This window comes from Gordonia rubripertincta (genome assembly GCF_038024875.1).
Lineage (GTDB): Bacteria > Actinomycetota > Actinomycetes > Mycobacteriales > Mycobacteriaceae > Gordonia > Gordonia rubripertincta.
Map to the genome: position 1 here is coordinate 2,874,928 of NZ_CP136136.1, position 14,851 is coordinate 2,889,778.

At 67.2% G+C, this 14,851-nt stretch carries 12 protein-coding genes and 3 pseudogenes; 4 read left to right on the top strand and 11 right to left on the bottom strand.

Features of this window, described 5'->3' with window-relative positions:
- Positions 1 to 73: 73 nt before the first annotated feature.
- Positions 74 to 1,660 (bottom strand): ATP-binding cassette domain-containing protein, encoded by a 1,587-nt coding sequence (locus tag RVF83_RS13035; protein ID WP_005200974.1) that lies wholly within the window; start codon positions 1,658 to 1,660, stop codon positions 74 to 76.
- A 198-nt stretch (positions 1,661 to 1,858) separates the two neighbouring features.
- On the opposite strand from RVF83_RS13035, the pseudogene RVF83_RS13040 reads away from it, so the two are divergent.
- Positions 1,859 to 2,861, top strand: a pseudogene (locus tag RVF83_RS13040) (enoyl-CoA hydratase/isomerase family protein).
- A gap of 54 nt (positions 2,862 to 2,915) precedes the next feature.
- On the opposite strand, the gene RVF83_RS13045 reads toward RVF83_RS13040, so the two are convergent.
- Both RVF83_RS13045 and RVF83_RS13050 read right to left on the bottom strand, forming a co-directional pair.
- Positions 2,916 to 3,659, bottom strand: a complete 744-nt coding sequence (locus RVF83_RS13045) for a hypothetical protein (RefSeq protein WP_005200972.1) — start codon at positions 3,657 to 3,659, stop codon at positions 2,916 to 2,918.
- A gap of 19 nt (positions 3,660 to 3,678) precedes the next feature.
- Complete coding sequence (locus RVF83_RS13050; protein ID WP_005200971.1) at positions 3,679 to 5,283, bottom strand: peptide chain release factor 3; 1,605 nt, start codon at positions 5,281 to 5,283, stop codon at positions 3,679 to 3,681.
- Between the two features lie 142 nt (positions 5,284 to 5,425).
- On the opposite strand from RVF83_RS13050, the pseudogene RVF83_RS13055 reads away from it, so the two are divergent.
- Positions 5,426 to 6,296: pseudogene (locus RVF83_RS13055) on the top strand (DUF559 domain-containing protein).
- 63 nt (positions 6,297 to 6,359) lie between these two features.
- Here the strand turns inward: RVF83_RS13055 and RVF83_RS13060 are convergent.
- The 3 genes from RVF83_RS13060 to RVF83_RS13070 all read right to left on the bottom strand — a co-directional run bounded on the left by RVF83_RS13060 (position 6,360) and on the right by RVF83_RS13070 (position 8,700).
- Positions 6,360 to 7,376 (bottom strand): beta-ketoacyl-ACP synthase III, encoded by a 1,017-nt coding sequence (locus tag RVF83_RS13060; RefSeq protein ID WP_005200969.1) that lies wholly within the window; start codon positions 7,374 to 7,376, stop codon positions 6,360 to 6,362.
- 105 nt (positions 7,377 to 7,481) lie between these two features.
- On the bottom strand, positions 7,482 to 8,048 hold the full coding sequence (gene pth, locus RVF83_RS13065; RefSeq protein WP_039881223.1) for an aminoacyl-tRNA hydrolase: 567 nt from the start codon (positions 8,046 to 8,048) through the stop codon (positions 7,482 to 7,484).
- A 28-nt stretch (positions 8,049 to 8,076) separates the two neighbouring features.
- Positions 8,077 to 8,700, bottom strand: coding sequence for a 50S ribosomal protein L25/general stress protein Ctc (locus tag RVF83_RS13070; protein WP_005200967.1), 624 nt, complete (start codon positions 8,698 to 8,700; stop codon positions 8,077 to 8,079).
- Between the two features lie 239 nt (positions 8,701 to 8,939).
- On the opposite strand from RVF83_RS13070, the pseudogene RVF83_RS13075 reads away from it, so the two are divergent.
- Positions 8,940 to 9,378: pseudogene (locus tag RVF83_RS13075) on the top strand (limonene-1,2-epoxide hydrolase family protein).
- Here the strand turns inward: RVF83_RS13075 and RVF83_RS13080 are convergent.
- The 5 genes from RVF83_RS13080 to RVF83_RS13100 form a co-directional block, all read right to left on the bottom strand.
- On the bottom strand, positions 9,375 to 9,725 hold the full coding sequence (locus RVF83_RS13080) for a VOC family protein (protein ID WP_005200965.1): 351 nt from the start codon (positions 9,723 to 9,725) through the stop codon (positions 9,375 to 9,377). The pseudogene RVF83_RS13075 and the gene RVF83_RS13080 sit on opposite strands and share 4 nt — an antisense overlap.
- A gap of 132 nt (positions 9,726 to 9,857) precedes the next feature.
- Positions 9,858 to 10,199, bottom strand: coding sequence for an arsenate reductase (glutaredoxin) (gene arsC, locus RVF83_RS13085; protein ID WP_005200964.1), 342 nt, complete (start codon positions 10,197 to 10,199; stop codon positions 9,858 to 9,860).
- An 87-nt stretch (positions 10,200 to 10,286) separates the two neighbouring features.
- Entirely contained in the window at positions 10,287 to 11,165 is an 879-nt protein-coding gene (gene catA, locus RVF83_RS13090; RefSeq protein ID WP_005200963.1) for a catechol 1,2-dioxygenase, read from the bottom strand.
- Positions 11,166 to 11,203: 38 nt separating this feature from the next.
- Positions 11,204 to 12,829 carry a 4-hydroxyphenylacetate 3-hydroxylase family protein gene (locus RVF83_RS13095; RefSeq protein WP_005200962.1) on the bottom strand — a complete coding sequence of 542 codons (1,626 nt, stop codon included), beginning with the start codon at positions 12,827 to 12,829 and terminating at the stop codon, positions 11,204 to 11,206.
- Positions 12,830 to 12,885: 56 nt separating this feature from the next.
- Positions 12,886 to 13,455: a flavin reductase family protein gene (locus RVF83_RS13100; protein WP_005200961.1), complete on the bottom strand. Its 570-nt coding sequence runs from the start codon at positions 13,453 to 13,455 to the stop codon at positions 12,886 to 12,888.
- Between the two features lie 203 nt (positions 13,456 to 13,658).
- On the opposite strand from RVF83_RS13100, the gene RVF83_RS13105 reads away from it, so the two are divergent.
- The gene (locus RVF83_RS13105) at positions 13,659 to 14,648 is read left to right on the top strand and encodes an AraC family transcriptional regulator (protein ID WP_051989352.1); all 990 of its coding nucleotides are present in this window, start codon (positions 13,659 to 13,661) and stop codon (positions 14,646 to 14,648) included.
- Positions 14,649 to 14,851: the final 203 nt, after the last annotated feature.

Consider the following 14,851-nt stretch of genomic DNA (forward strand, 5'->3'; position numbering starts at 1 on the left):
CGCAACAGTCATCCGATCATGCGAGCCCCGTCACGCTCAAAGTGGGGGCGGCTCAGGCGCCCTGAGGAACTGCCTATGTGTCGGGGGCCAGCTCTGGTGACGACCCGCCCACCTCGACGCGACGGTCGATCCCGATCCGATCCAGGAATCCCGCGTCGTGGGAGACGACGAGCAGCGCGCCACTCCACAGCTCCAGCGCGGCGACCAGTTGGGTGACCGTGTCGAGATCCAGGTTGTTGGTCGGCTCGTCGAGGATCAGCAGCTTCGGGGTGGGATCGCCGAGCAGTGCGTCTGCGAGACCCACACGCAGACGCTCGCCGCCGGAGAGCTCCTCGAGTGCGCGGTCGGCGCGTGCGCCCCGGAACAGGAACCGGGCCAGATGTGAACGCACCTCCTGCGTGCTGATGTCCGGATGATGTGCCGACACCAGGCCGGCGATCGACATCGACGGGTTGTCGAAGACGATCTGTTGCGGCACATACGCATACGGCACCACGATCGCCTCGCGTGCGACGAGGTCGGCGATGAGCGTCGACTTGCCGGAACCGTTGGGCCCCACCAGCGCGATCCGTTCCGGGCCGTTGATGCGCAGCCGGTCGTCGGTGACGACCTGGGCCCGCGAGGCCAGGTCGGCCTCCGGCACCACGATCCGGGCGGTGCGATCTTTCCGAACCTCCTCGCGTGCCCCGTCGAGGCGGGCGGCGGCCGCAGCCACGTCGTCCTGATGGGCGTTGCGCAGCTTCCCCGCCGACACCTGCGCCTCCCCGCGACGCAAGTGCGCGATGATCTTCGGCACCCGTTTCTCACGTTCGGCGGTCGACGCGGTGCGGGCGCGCCGGTCGAGTTTGATCTGGGCGTCGACCAGCTCCCGACGCTGCTTGCGGAGATCGCCGGCCGCGGTCGCCACCGCGGCCTCGGCCGCCTCCTGCTCGGCGTCCACGATCTCTCGGTAATGCGAGTAGGGGCCGCCGAACACCCGGACCCGGCCCCGGTACAACTCGAGCGTCGCGTCGACGCGTTCGAGAAGTTCGAGATCGTGACTCACGACGATCACCGTGCCGGCGAAAGCGTCGGTGGCGTCGAAAAGCCTTGCCCGTGAGCTGGTGTCGAGGTTGTTCGTCGGCTCGTCGAGCAGCAGGACCGAGGGTCGGCGCATGAGTGCGGCGACGATCGACAGCAGCGTCGCCTCGCCGCCGGACATGGCGCCGACCCGACGGTCGAGGTCGGTGGGGAGACCCATCTGGGCGAGGAGTCCGATCGCCCGCTCCTCGACATTCCAGTCGTCACCAACGGCATCGAAGTCGTCGGCGTCGACCGAGCCGCCCTCGATGCGACCGATCGCACTGCGGATGCCGTCGATGCCGAGAGCTGCCGACACCGTCGACTCCGGATCCGACTGCGGGTCCTGCGGAACGATCCCCACCTCCGGCGCGGACGTGGCCCCGGAGATGCTGACACTGCCCGACGCCGGGCGGAGACGCTGCGAGATCAGGCCGAGCAACGTCGACTTACCTGCGCCGTTGGCGCCGATCAGCGAATAGGTGGACGCTCCCAGCGCGAGATTGAGGCGATCGAAGACCGCGGTGCCGTCGGGCCAGACGAATGAGACATCGGACAGCACCACCGACGGCTGGGAAGAAAGGGGCAGGGGAGTAGACACGAGATCTCCTGAAGTGGTTCGGGTTCACCGACGGGTGTCGCAACGACATCGCGCGTCGGCCGGGGCCACTTCAGTTCTTCATCGTGCGGGATCACTCCTCGGGTCGGCTGCGTGTGCGGGGTCCACGGTAGTGGACGCGTCCGGGTCTGCCAACGGGTTTTCTCCGGCATTTCTTCCCTCACCGCTACGGTTGGGGGCATGTCCTTCATTCGCACCTCGGTGTCCAACGGTGTCGGCGAGATCGTCCTCGACCGGCCGAAAGCCCTGAACGCGCTGGACCAGTCCATGATCGACGACATGTACGCCACGCTCGGCGACTGGGGTGACGACGACTCGATCGAGACCGTCCTCGTCACCTCCGCGAGCGACCGCGCCTTCTGCGCGGGCGGCGACATCCGGGCGATCCGCGAGCATTCGCTCGACGGCGACACCGCGGCCATCACCCGTTACTTCAGCAGTGAGTACCGGCTGGATCAGATGGTCGCCGACTATCCCAAGCCGTACGTGAGCCTCATCGACGGCGCGGCCATGGGCGGCGGACTCGGCATCAGCGTGCACGGCGAGATCCGCGTGGTCACCGAGAAGGCGATGATCGCGATGCCCGAGACCGCGATCGGCTTCTTCCCCGACATCGGTTCCACCTACTTCCTGCCGCGGTTGCCCGAGGGCGTCGGCATGTGGCTCGGTCTCACCGGTGCGCGCATCCGTGGCATCGACGCGGTGGCCGTCGGCCTGGCAACGCATTTCGTGGCATCGGCCGATATCGCCGGCGTCGCCGAGTCGATCCGTTCCGGAGATCCGCTGGCCGATGCGCTGGCGACTTCGGGGACCACGGAAACCAGCGACGTCCCCCTCCGCAAGGTCGGGGAGTACTTTGCCGACGACAACATCAACGCCATCGTCGGCGGTCTGCGCGGAGCGATCGGCGACGAGTGGGCCGAGGAGATGATCGGCCTGCTCGAGAAGGCCTCACCCACCAGCCTCTGGGGTGACGGCCGCGATGATCAACGCCGGCGCGCAGTCCGGGATCGACGAGTGCTTCGACCGCGAATTGCATGCGGCAGAACAGATCACCGCCACCCACGACTTCCGTGAAGGAGTGCGGGCGGTGCTGGTCGACAAGGACCGCAACCCGATCTTCGACCCCGCCGCGATCGACGACGTCGATCCTGCGGTCGTCGGGCGGATCGTGGGTGCGTGAGCGTTGTCTGCCGGTTGAGAGGCGAGGAGCTTGCGCCCCGTCGTATCGAAACCCCTACGGCGTGAGCTGGAACCGTCCGGACAGTACGACGGTCGGTGGCGTGCCGGCGTCGGGCTCAGGGCTCGTCGACGACTCGTCGGCGTCGTAGGCCACATCGTCGTCCGGTGCGAACGGGTTCGCGTCGACGCGGGATGCCTCCGGGCAGGTGAACGACCCGGCCGCGAGTTTGCCCGTCATCCCGGTGATGCTGAGTTGGCACGCCGAGGACTGGTGGTAGACACCGTCGACCGAGATGCCGATCTGTGCGTTGATCGGCTTGGTCAGCGGTCCCGCGGTGGGACGCGGCCCGCCGCCGGCCGGTGGTACCGTGCCGCCGGTCAATTCGCTGACGGGAAACTCGATCTGGGCGCCGTCGGTCCCGATTCCCTTGAACACGAACAACAATGAGTCCGGTGGGACGTCGGGCTGCTCGGGTCCCCAGCGCTTGAACTCGTAGCAGCTGGTCGCGTTGTCGGCGCTCGGAGCGCTTCCGGCGGCCGGGAGCCCGCTCGTCGTGGGGGCCGGTTCGGTGATCGCGATCCGGATGTCGCCGGAACGGAAGGTGAGGCCGTGCCCGCCGCGGTCGACCTTGCCCTGGGGTGGTTTCTCCGCGCATTTCGCCGGATCGATCGGGTGTGCGGTGGGCGTGGGGGCCGTGCTCGTCGACGTGGGTGCGGGTGCCGGATTGCTTGCGCAGCCCGACATCAGGAGCGCCGCCGCAGACACCGCGGCCAGCGCGCCGACACCGGAGGTGCGCACGAGGGGACGCCTCATCGGCTCAATCCGCCGCCGCGACAAGGGGTTGCAGCGTCAGATCGGGGTGTTCCTTCTCGATGTACTGCAGGCGCCACTTGTCGCTGAAGAGCGCCAGGACCGCGCCGTCGGTGCGGGTGAACACCTCGACGCCGCGCTGCCGGTCGAGCTCGGGTGCGCTCTCGGCGTCGGTGCGTCGGGCGAGCGTGTAACCGAGCGGTTCGATGATGGTGTCGACGTTGAACTCCGCCTTCATACGGGCGGTGACGACCTCGAACTGCATCGGGCCGACCGCCGCCAGCACCGGCGACATGTCGCCGCGGGTGTCGTTGCGCAGCACCTGCACCACACCCTCGCTGTCGAGCTGGTCCATCGCCTTGCGGAATTGCTTGTACTTGTCGGCGGTGGTGGCACGCAGCGTCGAGAAGTGCTCGGGCGCGAACGACGGGATCGGCGGGAACTGCACCTTCGGACCGTCGAAGAGGGTGTCGCCGGGGGCCAGCGCGGTCGCGTTCACGAGGCCGACGACGTCGCCCGGGTAGGCGGTGTCGACGGTGGAACGGTCCCGGCCGAAGACGGCCTGGGCGTACTTGGTGGCGAACGGTTTCCCGGTCTGCGCGTGGGTGACGACCATGCCGCGCTCGAACTCACCGGACACGATCCGCATGTACGCCAAGCGATCTCGATGGCTGGAGTCCATGCCGGCCTGGACCTTGAACACGACGGCGCTGAACGGGTCGGTGACCGGACGTTCCCTGCCCTCGATGTCGACGCGCCCGGCGGGCGGCGGAGCGAGCTCGACGAGCACCTCGAGCAGTTGCCGCACACCGAAGTTCAGCATCGCCGACGCGAAGATCATCGGCGAGGTCTGGCCGGCGAGGAACATCTCCTGGTCGTGATCCTGGCCCATCTCGGAGAGCAGTTCGCTCTCCTCGACCGCGGCCGTCCACTCGTCGCCCTCACGCGTGGCCGCGTCGTCGGCGCTCATGATCTCCTCGGGGGCGATCTTGGCGCCGCCGGCGGTGCGGGTGAAGTGCACGTACTTGCCGGTGCGGCGGTCGAGGAGGCCGCGGAAGTCGCCGGCGATACCGACCGGGAAGAACAGCGGGGTCGGGGTGAGGCCGATCCGCTCGGTGATCTCGTCGATCAGTTCGAGCGGCGTCTGACCGGGACGGTCCCACTTGTTGATGACCGTGATCACCGGGATGCCGCGGTGGCGACACACCTGGAACAGCTTCAGGGTCTGCGGCTCGAGGCCCTTCGCGGCGTCGATGAGCATCACCGCCGCGTCGACCGCCGTCAACACGCGATAGGTGTCCTCGGAGAAGTCGGCGTGACCGGGGGTGTCCACCAGGTTGATCACGCTCGGGATGCCGTCGTCGCTGTGCTCGGCGGCATAGTTGAACTGCAGCGCGGTGGAGCTGACCGAGATGCCGCGGGCCTTCTCCATCTCCATCCAGTCGGAGACGGTGGACTTGCGTCCCGCCTTGCCGTGGATCGCACCCGCCTCGCTGATCATGCGCGCATGCAGTGCCAAGGCCTCGGTCATCGTCGACTTACCGGCGTCCGGATGGGAGATGATCGCGAAGGTACGTCGGCGCTTGACCTCGGTTGCGACGTCAGAACTCACGAGATTCGAGGCTACTCGGCTGGTCGGAGGGCTCCAAACTGATGGCCGACTCACGTTGTGGCAGTTTGAGCCGGCATGCGAACGAAACTGCCCCCATCTCACTTGATGGAACCGCACGGAGGTCGGCTGCGTCGAAAGTGACGTGCACACACCGCCTCGACTCCGTCGCCATGCCCTCGCGCGGGACGGCGTCGTCGCGATCGCCGACGCCCTCGAATTCGGGATGACGCGGTCGGCGATCCGACGCCGCGTCGAATCCGGGCTCTGGACTCCACAGACGCGAGGGGTGTTCACGCTCGCCGACCACCCGGTGACGCCACGGACTCGTGCTCGGCTGGCAGTCGCGGCGGTCGGAAGTGGCGCGGCACTCAGCGGTCTGGGGTGCCGCGTGGTGGCACGGAATCGTCGACGAGCCGCCGAAGAGGTTCACTGTCACCGCACCACGCTCGCGGCATCGCTCGCCCGTCGAAGGTGTACGGGTGCGATACCGACAGCTCGAAGACGCCGAGACGGTCACCCGCGATCACCTGCTGGTCACCTCGCTGCCGCTCTCGGTGCTGGAGGCCTCGGTAGAGGACGACGGCAAGATCCTCGACAATGCGCTGCTTCTGCGCCGGGTCTCGATCGAGCAGCTGCGAGCCGCAGCGGTGCGTCGGCGCAACAAGGAGGACGCCGCACGGGTCGCGGCGCTTGTCGCCGGTGTCGAGGAAGGTGCACGGTCCGCCGCCGAGCGTCTGGCTGTGCAAGTCCTGCGCGACGGCGGCCTCGACGATTTCGTCTGCAACCACGCTGTCGGCGGATACTTCGTGGACGTCGCCTTCCCGGCCGAGAAGCTGGCCGTTGAGATCGACGGAATGGCCTTCCATCGCGACGCCGAGACGTTCCAGCGTGACCGGAGTCGTCGCAACGACCTGATCGCGCTCGGGTGGACGGTACTCAACTTCACCTGGGCGGATCTCAGGGGACGTCCGGAATACGTCGTCGAGCGCGTACGTCAGGCGCTCGCTGCCTGAAAAACAGGCGGGGCAGTTTGATCCGCTATCCGGATCAAACTGCCCCAGCTCTGGAACGGTGAATTACTCGAACGGCACCGGCGGGAGCTTGACGACCTGCGAGGCGTAGGAGAGGCCTGCACCGAAACCGAGGAGGAGTGCGGTCTGGCCGGGCTGCGCCTTGCCGGTGGAGAGCAGGTCTTCCATGGCGAGCGGGATCGAGGCGGCGGAGGTGTTGCCGGTGTACTCGATGTCGTTGGCGACGACGGCGTCCTCGCGCAGCTTCAGGTTCTTGGCGAGCAGCTCGTTGATGCGCGCGTTGGCCTGGTGCGGAACGAAGACGTCGAGGTCCTCGGAGCCGAGCTTGGCGGCCTCGAGGGCGCGCAGCGCGACCTTGCCCATCTCGAAGGCGGCCCAGCGGAACACCGCGGTGCCCTCCATGCGGAGGTACGGGCGCTGGACGCGGTCACCGTCGAGGAAGGTCACCCAGTCGAAGTCCTGGCGGATGGCGTTGAACTGCGAGCCGTCCGAACCCCAGACCACCGGGCCGAGCTCCTGTTCTTCGGTGGGTCCGACGACCACGGCGCCGGCACCGTCGCCGAAGATGAAGCAGTTGGTGCGGTCGGTCATGTCGAGGGCCACCGAGAGCTGCTCGGCGCCGATGACCAGCACGTTCGTGGCGCTGCCGCCGCGGATCATGTCCGACGCGAGGGCCATGCCGTAGCCGAAGCCGGCACAGCCGACGGTGACGTCGAAGGCGGGGACGCCGTTGCAGCCGAGTTCGGTGGCCACCTTGGTCGCGCCGGCCGGGGTCAGGAGCAGGTGCGTGTTGGTGGCGAGGATGACCGCGTCGATGTCGGAGCCGTGCAGCAGGGCGTTGGCGATGGCCTTGCGTCCGGCGTTGACCGACATCTCCATGACGCTCTCGTCGCGGCGGGCGAAGCGACGGGTCTTGATGCCGGTGCGGGTGTAGATCCACTCGTCGGAGGAATCGATGTGCTCGCAGATCTCGTCGTTGGTGACCACACGCTCAGGGCGATAGGCGCCGATCCCGAGCATGCCGATGTTGTTGATCCCTGAGGTGTCCGCGATGACTGCCATGGTCTTCCTTCCGAATATGTGACCCGACATATGACGGTACTCACCCGGTCACTTACTGGGAAGTACCGCATCCCCGACGCACATCGTTACCGATTGGGGCTTTCTCTACCAGGCGTGCACGGTGTTCTGTGCGCTCTCCAGGTCCTGGGAGACGAGCAGTTCGACGGCGTCGCAGCCGTTGCGGATCATCAGCTCGACCTCGGCCCGGTCCGCCGAGGGGAACGGCTTGAGCACGAAGTCGGCGGGATCCTGACGCCCGGGCGGACGGCCGATGCCCATCCGCACACGCAGGTAGTCGCGGGTGCCCATGACCTGGCTGATAGAACGCAAACCGTTGTGGCCGCCCTCGCCGCCGCCGCGTTTGAGGCGCACGAGACCGAAGTCGATGTCGAGTTCGTCGTGCACGACGATGAGATCGGTCGGCGCGACCGAATAGAACTTGGCCAGCGGGCCGATCTGGCGGCCGGACTCGTTCATGTAGACGCGTGGCTTGGCCACGAGAACAGACTGGCCGCCGAGGCGAACCTCGGCGACCTCCGCACCGGATTTCTTGTGAACCTTCCAGCGCTCGCCTGCCGAGTCGACGAGGCCGTCGGCGACCATCGCGCCGACGTTGTGCCTCGTCTTCTCGTACTTGGACCCGGGATTGCCGAGTCCGACAACAATTTTCACCACTCGGACAGAGCAGTCGGGGGTCGGATCACTCCGACTCCGCGGGAGCCTCTGCAGCCTCGTCCTCGGCGCCTTCGGCGTCGGCGTCGGACTCGGTGGCAGCGGCCTGTGCCTCGTTGACGGCGACGATCAGGGTCTCCGGGTCGGCGATCAGGGTGACGCCCTCCGGAAGGTCCAGATCGGAGGCGTGGACGGCGGTGCCGGCCTCGGCGCCCTCGACGCTGACGACGATCTGCTCGGGGATCGACAGGGCGTCGGCCTCGACCTCGACGACGCTGGCGTCCTGGACGACCAGGGTGCCCGGCGCGGCGTCACCCTCGACGACGATGGCGACCTCGACGGTCACCTTCTCGCCGCGGCGGACGATGAGGAGGTCGGCGTGCTCGATGTAGTTGCGGATCGGGTGAACGTCGACCTGCTTTGTCAGCGCGAGCTGGCTGGTTCCCTCGATGTCGAGATCGATGATGGCGTTCAGGCCGTTGTTACGCAGGATCGCGGCGAAGTCGCGGGCCGGGAGGTGCAGATGCTGCGGGTCGGTGCCGTGGCCGTAGAGCACGGCGGGGACCTTGCCCTCGCGGCGAGCGCGACGAGCGGCGCCCTTGCCCTTCTCGGTGCGGGTGGTGACAGCCAGCTTCGAGGCCTGAGTAGCCATGGTGATCTCCTCTGATCAGTGGTTGCGGTCGTTCGTCCGTCGCGACGAGCAACGGGCACGGATACCGACCGCGGGCACCCACCGGGCCGCTTGAGGGCCTCGAGGAGACTGCGATGGTCGCGCCGATCACGGTGACTGGGTCACCCTCGCCGAGACAACGTCGGCCAGGATAGTCGATGACCAGCCGAGATGTCACATCGCGTCCCTCCTCGAGCACGGTCCCGGCATACTTGGCTGCCATGACCTCACAGACCCCGATCGAGATCGTGACGGCCCTGCTCGACGCATTCGCGCGCGAGGACATCGCCGGTGCGCTCGAGACCATCGACGACGACATCGCCTACACGAACGTCTCGCTGCCGACCATCCATGGCAAGCGCAAGGTGGCCGGAGTGCTCGGCGGTGTCGCGAAGAAGTCGTGGGTGGGCTTCAACTACCGGATGATCAACGTCAGTTCCGACGAGGCGGGGGTCGTGCTCACCGAACGCGTCGACGAGCTGCGCTTCGGACGGCTGCATCTGCAGTTCTGGGGTGTGCGGCCGCTTCGAGATCCGTGAGGGCCGGATCGTGGTGTGGCGCGACTACTTCGACTACTTCGACATGACGAAGAGCCTGCTGCGCGGTGTCGCCGCGCTGGCCCTGCCATCGGTGCAGAAGCCGCTGCCGATCCCGGCCTAGCGATTCAGCGGGCTGTAGAACACGAGTCCGTTGCCCTGGTTGTCGTACACCACGGCACGACGCTCGTGGGCGTCGTCGTACGGGCCCTTCACGATGGCGCCACCGTCGGCCTCGATCGCCTTCGCGGCGGCGTCGACGTCGGTTGTCTTGATGCCGACGACGACCTTGCCGGGGATCGGGTGGTCGACCGCGGTGGCGAGCGCGATCGTCACCGGACCGCCGTCGAGGGCGGCGAAGTGGGCACCGTCGCGGAACTTCAGCGACATGCCCAGTGTCTCGGTGTAGAACTTGATCGACTCGTCCAGGTTCTCGGTGGACAGGATGATCATCTTTGCTTCGTAGCTCATGTGGGCGATGCTAGTCGCGATCGACCGTGACCGGGGCGTGTGAAACGCGTTCTGGCACAGAGCTGTACACAGCGGTCACCGACACGCTCACCGGAGCGACCTAGGTCCCGGGTGTCCGGGACCGACGCCCCTTCAGAGAATCTCGTCGAGCTTCTCGAAAGGCCGAGGGATGCGGGTCCCCTTGTCGGTCACCACGATCGGCCGCTCGACGAGGATGGGGTGCTCCACCATCGCGTCGAGGATCTGATCATCGGTGGCCGATGCGAGGTCGAGCTCTTTGTAGAGGGCCTCGCGTTTGCGCACGGCCTGTGCGGGGGTGAGCCCGGCGTCGGCGAACAACTGCACCAGCTGCTCGCGGGTGTAGGGCTCGTCCAGGTACTTGACGACGGCCGGCTCGATACCGGCGTCGCGGAGGGCCTGCAGCGCCTTGCGCGAGGTCGAGCACTTCGGGTTGTGATAGATCGTCGCGTCCACGCGCCCACCGTACCCAGCGCAAAGCGGCCCGGGCCCCAGAGGGGGAGAACCCGGACCGCTCGCGTACCCGTTCTGCGGGTGGGGTCGCTACTCGGGGTCGAGTGCGAAGTCGTACTGCACGACGTTCCGGCCGTCGGCGTCGGGCTTCGGGTCGAGGAGCAGTTCCGGCTTGGTCGCCGAGGCGACGTCGTCGTCGAGCCACTCACCACCTGCGAAGTACAGCTGGGTGATGATCGGATGCCGGCCTTTGGCAGCGACCCGAAGGTGCAGATGCGCAGGTCGCCACGGGTGCCAGCCGGCGGCTTCGATGAACTTGCCGGTCGGTCCGTCGGTCGGGATCTGGTACGGCGCGGGCTGGATGGTGGTGATCTCGTAGCGACCCTCACCGTCGGTGACCACGGTGCCGCGCAGGTTCCAGTCCGGGAGGTGCGGTGCGAACCCAGAGTAGTAACCCTCGGCGTCGGCGTGCCAGATCTCGATCGTCGCGCCGGCCATCGGGTTGCCGTCGAGATCGGTCACCTGACCGTGCATCACGAACGGGGTCTCGCGGGCGTCGACGCTGCGCATGGGCAGGGTGCAACGTGCAGGCAGCAGCGGGGCGTCGGGCAGGTAGTACGGGCCCTCGATGCTTCCCTTGGTGCCCTGGTACTTCCGCGAGTTGACCTCCTCGATGTCGTGTTCGACGAACACGTCGAGCAGCAGGGGCCACTCACCGCCCTCGCCGACCTCGATGAGCCACTGCTTGAGGACCCGGTACTCGTCGTAGGTGATCTCGTATTTGTCGATCAGGGCGCTGAAGCCGGCGAAGGCCTCGGATGCGATGGCCGACAGGCGTTCCGGTGAGGTGTCGGCGGTGAACCGGTGGCCGGCGAAGGCCGCGGTGGCGGCGCTGCCGGAACCGGCGGCGGTCGGGGAGTCGACGGTGGTCGCTGATTCGACCGGGGCGGGCCGCTCGATGGTGGTCATGATGTCTCCTGTTCGAAAGGGCTGTGCGAGAGGGACGGTCAGCGGTTCCGGAAGAAGCTGACGTCGTCGTTGCCGATGAGGTCCGGCACGGTCCAGCCGTCGAGGTCGTACTCGGACAGGCATTGCTCGGCGAGGCCCTTCATCTCCCCGACGGTGCCGCGGGCGTCGGCGAACATGAGCAGCTCGGCCTTCACGCCCTCGTGGTTGCCGGCGTAGTTGCGCTCGTACAGCTCGTGTCGGCCACCGAATTCGCTGCCGATCGAATCCCACAGCGCCTTCATGACTTTCACTCGATCGACGGCGAGGATGCCGTCGGAGCCGCGGACGTACTTGTCCAGGTACGGACGGACGTCGGGGCTCTTGAAGTCCGCCGAGCTCGAGGGCAGGTAGATCAGGCCGGAGGCGACGTCCTGCTCGATGATCTCTTTCACGCGCGGGTAGCCCTGCTGGGCGAACATGCGGTAGGTCAGGCCGTACTCGAGCTTCGGGATGACGGTGTCGCCGATCCACGGTTCGGGGTTGTTGACCATGGCGTCGCTCAACGACCAGAACAGGTTTCGCCAGCCGATGACCTCGCCGACCCGGGTTTGCACGCCGCGGAATCCGCCGGCACCGGTGCAGTCGAGCGCCTTGAGGAGCAGGCCGGCGATGAAGTCGAGCTTGACCGCGAGGCGGGTGCAACCCTGCAGGGTGAAGCGGGGGAGGAAACCGGACTGCGGGAAGAAGGCGTTGATCTTGTCGACGTCGCCGTACATGAAGACGTTCTCCCACGGCACGAGCACCTTGTCGAAGACGAAGATGGTGTCGTTCTCGTCCATGCGGCTCGACAGTGGGTAGTCGAACGGCGTGCCCATCACGGCGGCCTGCTGGGTGTACGACGAGCGGCAGATCAGCTTCACGCCCGGGGCATCCATCGGGACGGTGCAGATCAGGGCGAACTGCTTCTTCTTGATCGGCAGGCCGTAGTGGGAGATGAAGTTGTAGTTGGTGATCGCCGAGCCGGTCGCGACGACCTTGGCGCCGGAGACGATGAGGCCGGCGTCGGTCTCCTTCTCCACCTTCATGAACACGTCGCCGACCTCGTCCGGCGGCAGCTGGCGGTCGACCGGCGGGTTGATGATCGCGTGGTTCCAGTACAGGACCTTCTCCTGCGACTCCTTGTACCAGCGTTCGGCGTTGGCCTGGAACGGTGCGTACAGCTCGGAGTTGGCGTGAAGGGTGCCGAGGAAGCTGGCCTTGTAATCGGGGCTGCGGCCCATCCACCCGTAGGTCATCCGCGCCCACGTGGCGATGGCGTCACGGTCGGCGCGCAGGTCGTCGGCCGACTTCGGTGCGCGGAAGAACGGCATGGTCACGCCGCCGTTGCCGGTGTCGGTGGGCGCGGTGACCTTGTCCTTCGTCGCCGGGTCGTGCATCGCGTCGTAGAGGCGCGCGGTCATCCTGATCGGGTTGCGGAAGGCCTCGTGGGTCGTCACGTCCTTGACGCGCTCACCGTTGAGCCAGATCTCGCGGTCGTCGCGCAGCGACTCGATGTACTCGTCCCCGGTCATCGGCTTGGAGGCGAAGTTCTCGGTGCGGTTGGCCTCGGAGTCGGCGGCCACGTTCACCTTCGAGCGGTCGACGGCCGTGGCCTCGGTGTCGGGGGCGATGTCGGTTGCGGTCATGATGGTCCTCACTTGGGTTGTGCGACAGAAGATGTGGTCGATGGTCGGATGGTCGGTCAGGAGACTGCAGAGAGCGGTACGCAGCTCGGGGTGAACCGCGCGGTGGCGTCGAACCACCGGCTGTGCGGATCGTCGAGGCTGCCGCAGTAGGCCGCTGCGCCGGAGGTGTCGCCGAGCTCGTGGAACTTGCTGCGGTAGAACAGAAGCGGCTCGGCCTCGGTGTCGACGTGGGCGTCGACGATCTCGCCGATGTAGATGACGTGGTCCCCGCCGTCATAGGACGCCCACGGGTTGCAGATCAGGGTGGCGGCGGTGCCGGCGAGAGCGGGGACGAGCCAGTCCGAGCTCCACTCGGGCCCGTGCTCCTGCGGCTTGCCGGCGAAGTGCATCGCGGTGTCGAGCTGGTCGGCGGCGAGGATGTTGACGGCGAACGGCGCGTCGTCGAGGTAGCCGCAGGCCTTCGACTTTCGGGTCAGCGTGACCTGGCAGAGGCGGGGTTCGATCGAGATCGGGGTGAACGCGGTGACCGTCGCGCCGTGCGCCGCGCCATCGTTGTTCGCGCAGGTGATGACGGTGACGCCGGTGGCGAACTGTCCGAAGATGTTGCGCATCGTGCGTTGGTCCATGGGGATCAACTCCTTCGTGCTGTGGCGGTGCCTGGTGTGTCGGTGCGACAAACGTATGACCGCGGTCACATCCCGTCGATCCGCATTGCGAACAGTCGATCCGATGTGCGCAACGTTGCGATCTGGATCGCCGCCGGCCGCCGAAAGTGACAGCAGTCACAGTTAGGCTGGACGACGTGAGGGCAGATCCGCCCGTTTCGGGGATGAACAGACCGGGGGTGCCGGTGTCGCAGGAGACGTCGACGCCTCGTCGCGTCGTGGGATCGGGGATCGCAGACTGGGACGAGGTCCACGAGGTGGTCGCGGATGCGTATTTCCCGCATGAACTGCGGCCGCTGTCCCACGACGACGCCTCGCACTACCGCCTGGAGTCGACACCCATCGCCTCGACGGTGCTCGCACGGATCGGTTTCGGCGCCGATGTCTCGATCGACACCGACCATCCCGGAGCCTGGGCCATCAACGTTCCGCTGTCCGGCAGCATCGCCTCGGTCACCGACGGTCGGGAGATCGTCTCCGAACCCGGTCAGGCGACACTCAACCCGCCCGACACCCCGACGGTCATCACCAACTGGAGCAAGACCTGCGAGATCATCGGATTCAAGATCGAGCGCGACTACCTGCAGCGCGAGATCGACCGGATCGCCGGTCGTCCCGGACGGTCGCTGACCCGCCAGCTCGACCTGCGCACCGGCGCCGGCGCCGAGTGGCTGGGCTTGCTGCGGTCGGCGCGACAGCAGGTCGCGCTGTGCGACGGCATCCTGCTGCGAAACCCGCGCATGGCCGAACAGCTCGGCGGGATGCTCACCACCGCACTCGTTCTCGCGGCACTACCGGAGACCGACGACCCGCTGGCCGGTACCCGTCCGCGCACGGTCAAGCGGGTCATCGACGCCATCCACGCCGACCCGGCACGACCGTGGACCGTGGGCGAGCTGGCGGAGATCGGCGCGGTCGGCGCCCGCCGCTTGCAACAGGGCTTCCGCGAGTGCGTCGGGATGAGCCCCATGGAGTACGTACTCGACGTCCGGCTCGAATGCATCCACAACGACCTGCTGACCTGCGGCGGAACCTCGAACGTCACCGACGTGGCCACCCGCTGGGGCGTCATGCACACGGGTCGCTTCGCCGCCGCCTACCGCCGCAAGTACGGGGTCGCGCCGTCGGAGACGCGGCGAATGGCGGGGGCTTAGCCGGATTGATGTCGCGTGCGACATCGCTTCGGTCGGGCGACTTCGGCCGATGTCGCCTCGACGGATTGATGTCGCGCGCGAGGTCAGTGGGCTGGTCGGCGAGCCCTTCGTGGCTCGCTGCGCTCGCACCTCAGGGATCGGGGTGGCTGCGCTCGCCCCTCCGGGAGCACGAAACACCGCGCCCGGATGTCCGTGGGGACATC

Bases quoted from the DNA above. Each gene is read 5' to 3' on its own strand.
- catA (WP_005200963.1), bottom strand. From the start codon at position 11,165: ATGACCACCATCGAGCGGCCCGCCCCGGTCGAATCAGCGACCACCGTC.
- RVF83_RS13070 (WP_005200967.1), bottom strand. From the start codon at position 8,700: ATGGCTACTCAGGCCTCGAAGCTGGCTGTCACCACCCGCACCGAGAAG.
- RVF83_RS13060 (WP_005200969.1), bottom strand. From the start codon at position 7,376: ATGGCAGTCATCGCGGACACCTCAGGGATCAACAACATCGGCATGCTC.
- RVF83_RS13095 (WP_005200962.1), bottom strand. From the start codon at position 12,829: ATGACCGCAACCGACATCGCCCCCGACACCGAGGCCACGGCCGTCGAC.
- RVF83_RS13080 (WP_005200965.1), bottom strand. From the start codon at position 9,725: ATGAGCTACGAAGCAAAGATGATCATCCTGTCCACCGAGAACCTGGAC.
- RVF83_RS13100 (WP_005200961.1), bottom strand. From the start codon at position 13,455: ATGGACCAACGCACGATGCGCAACATCTTCGGACAGTTCGCCACCGGC.
- RVF83_RS13105 (WP_051989352.1), top strand. From the start codon at position 13,659: ATGAACAGACCGGGGGTGCCGGTGTCGCAGGAGACGTCGACGCCTCGT.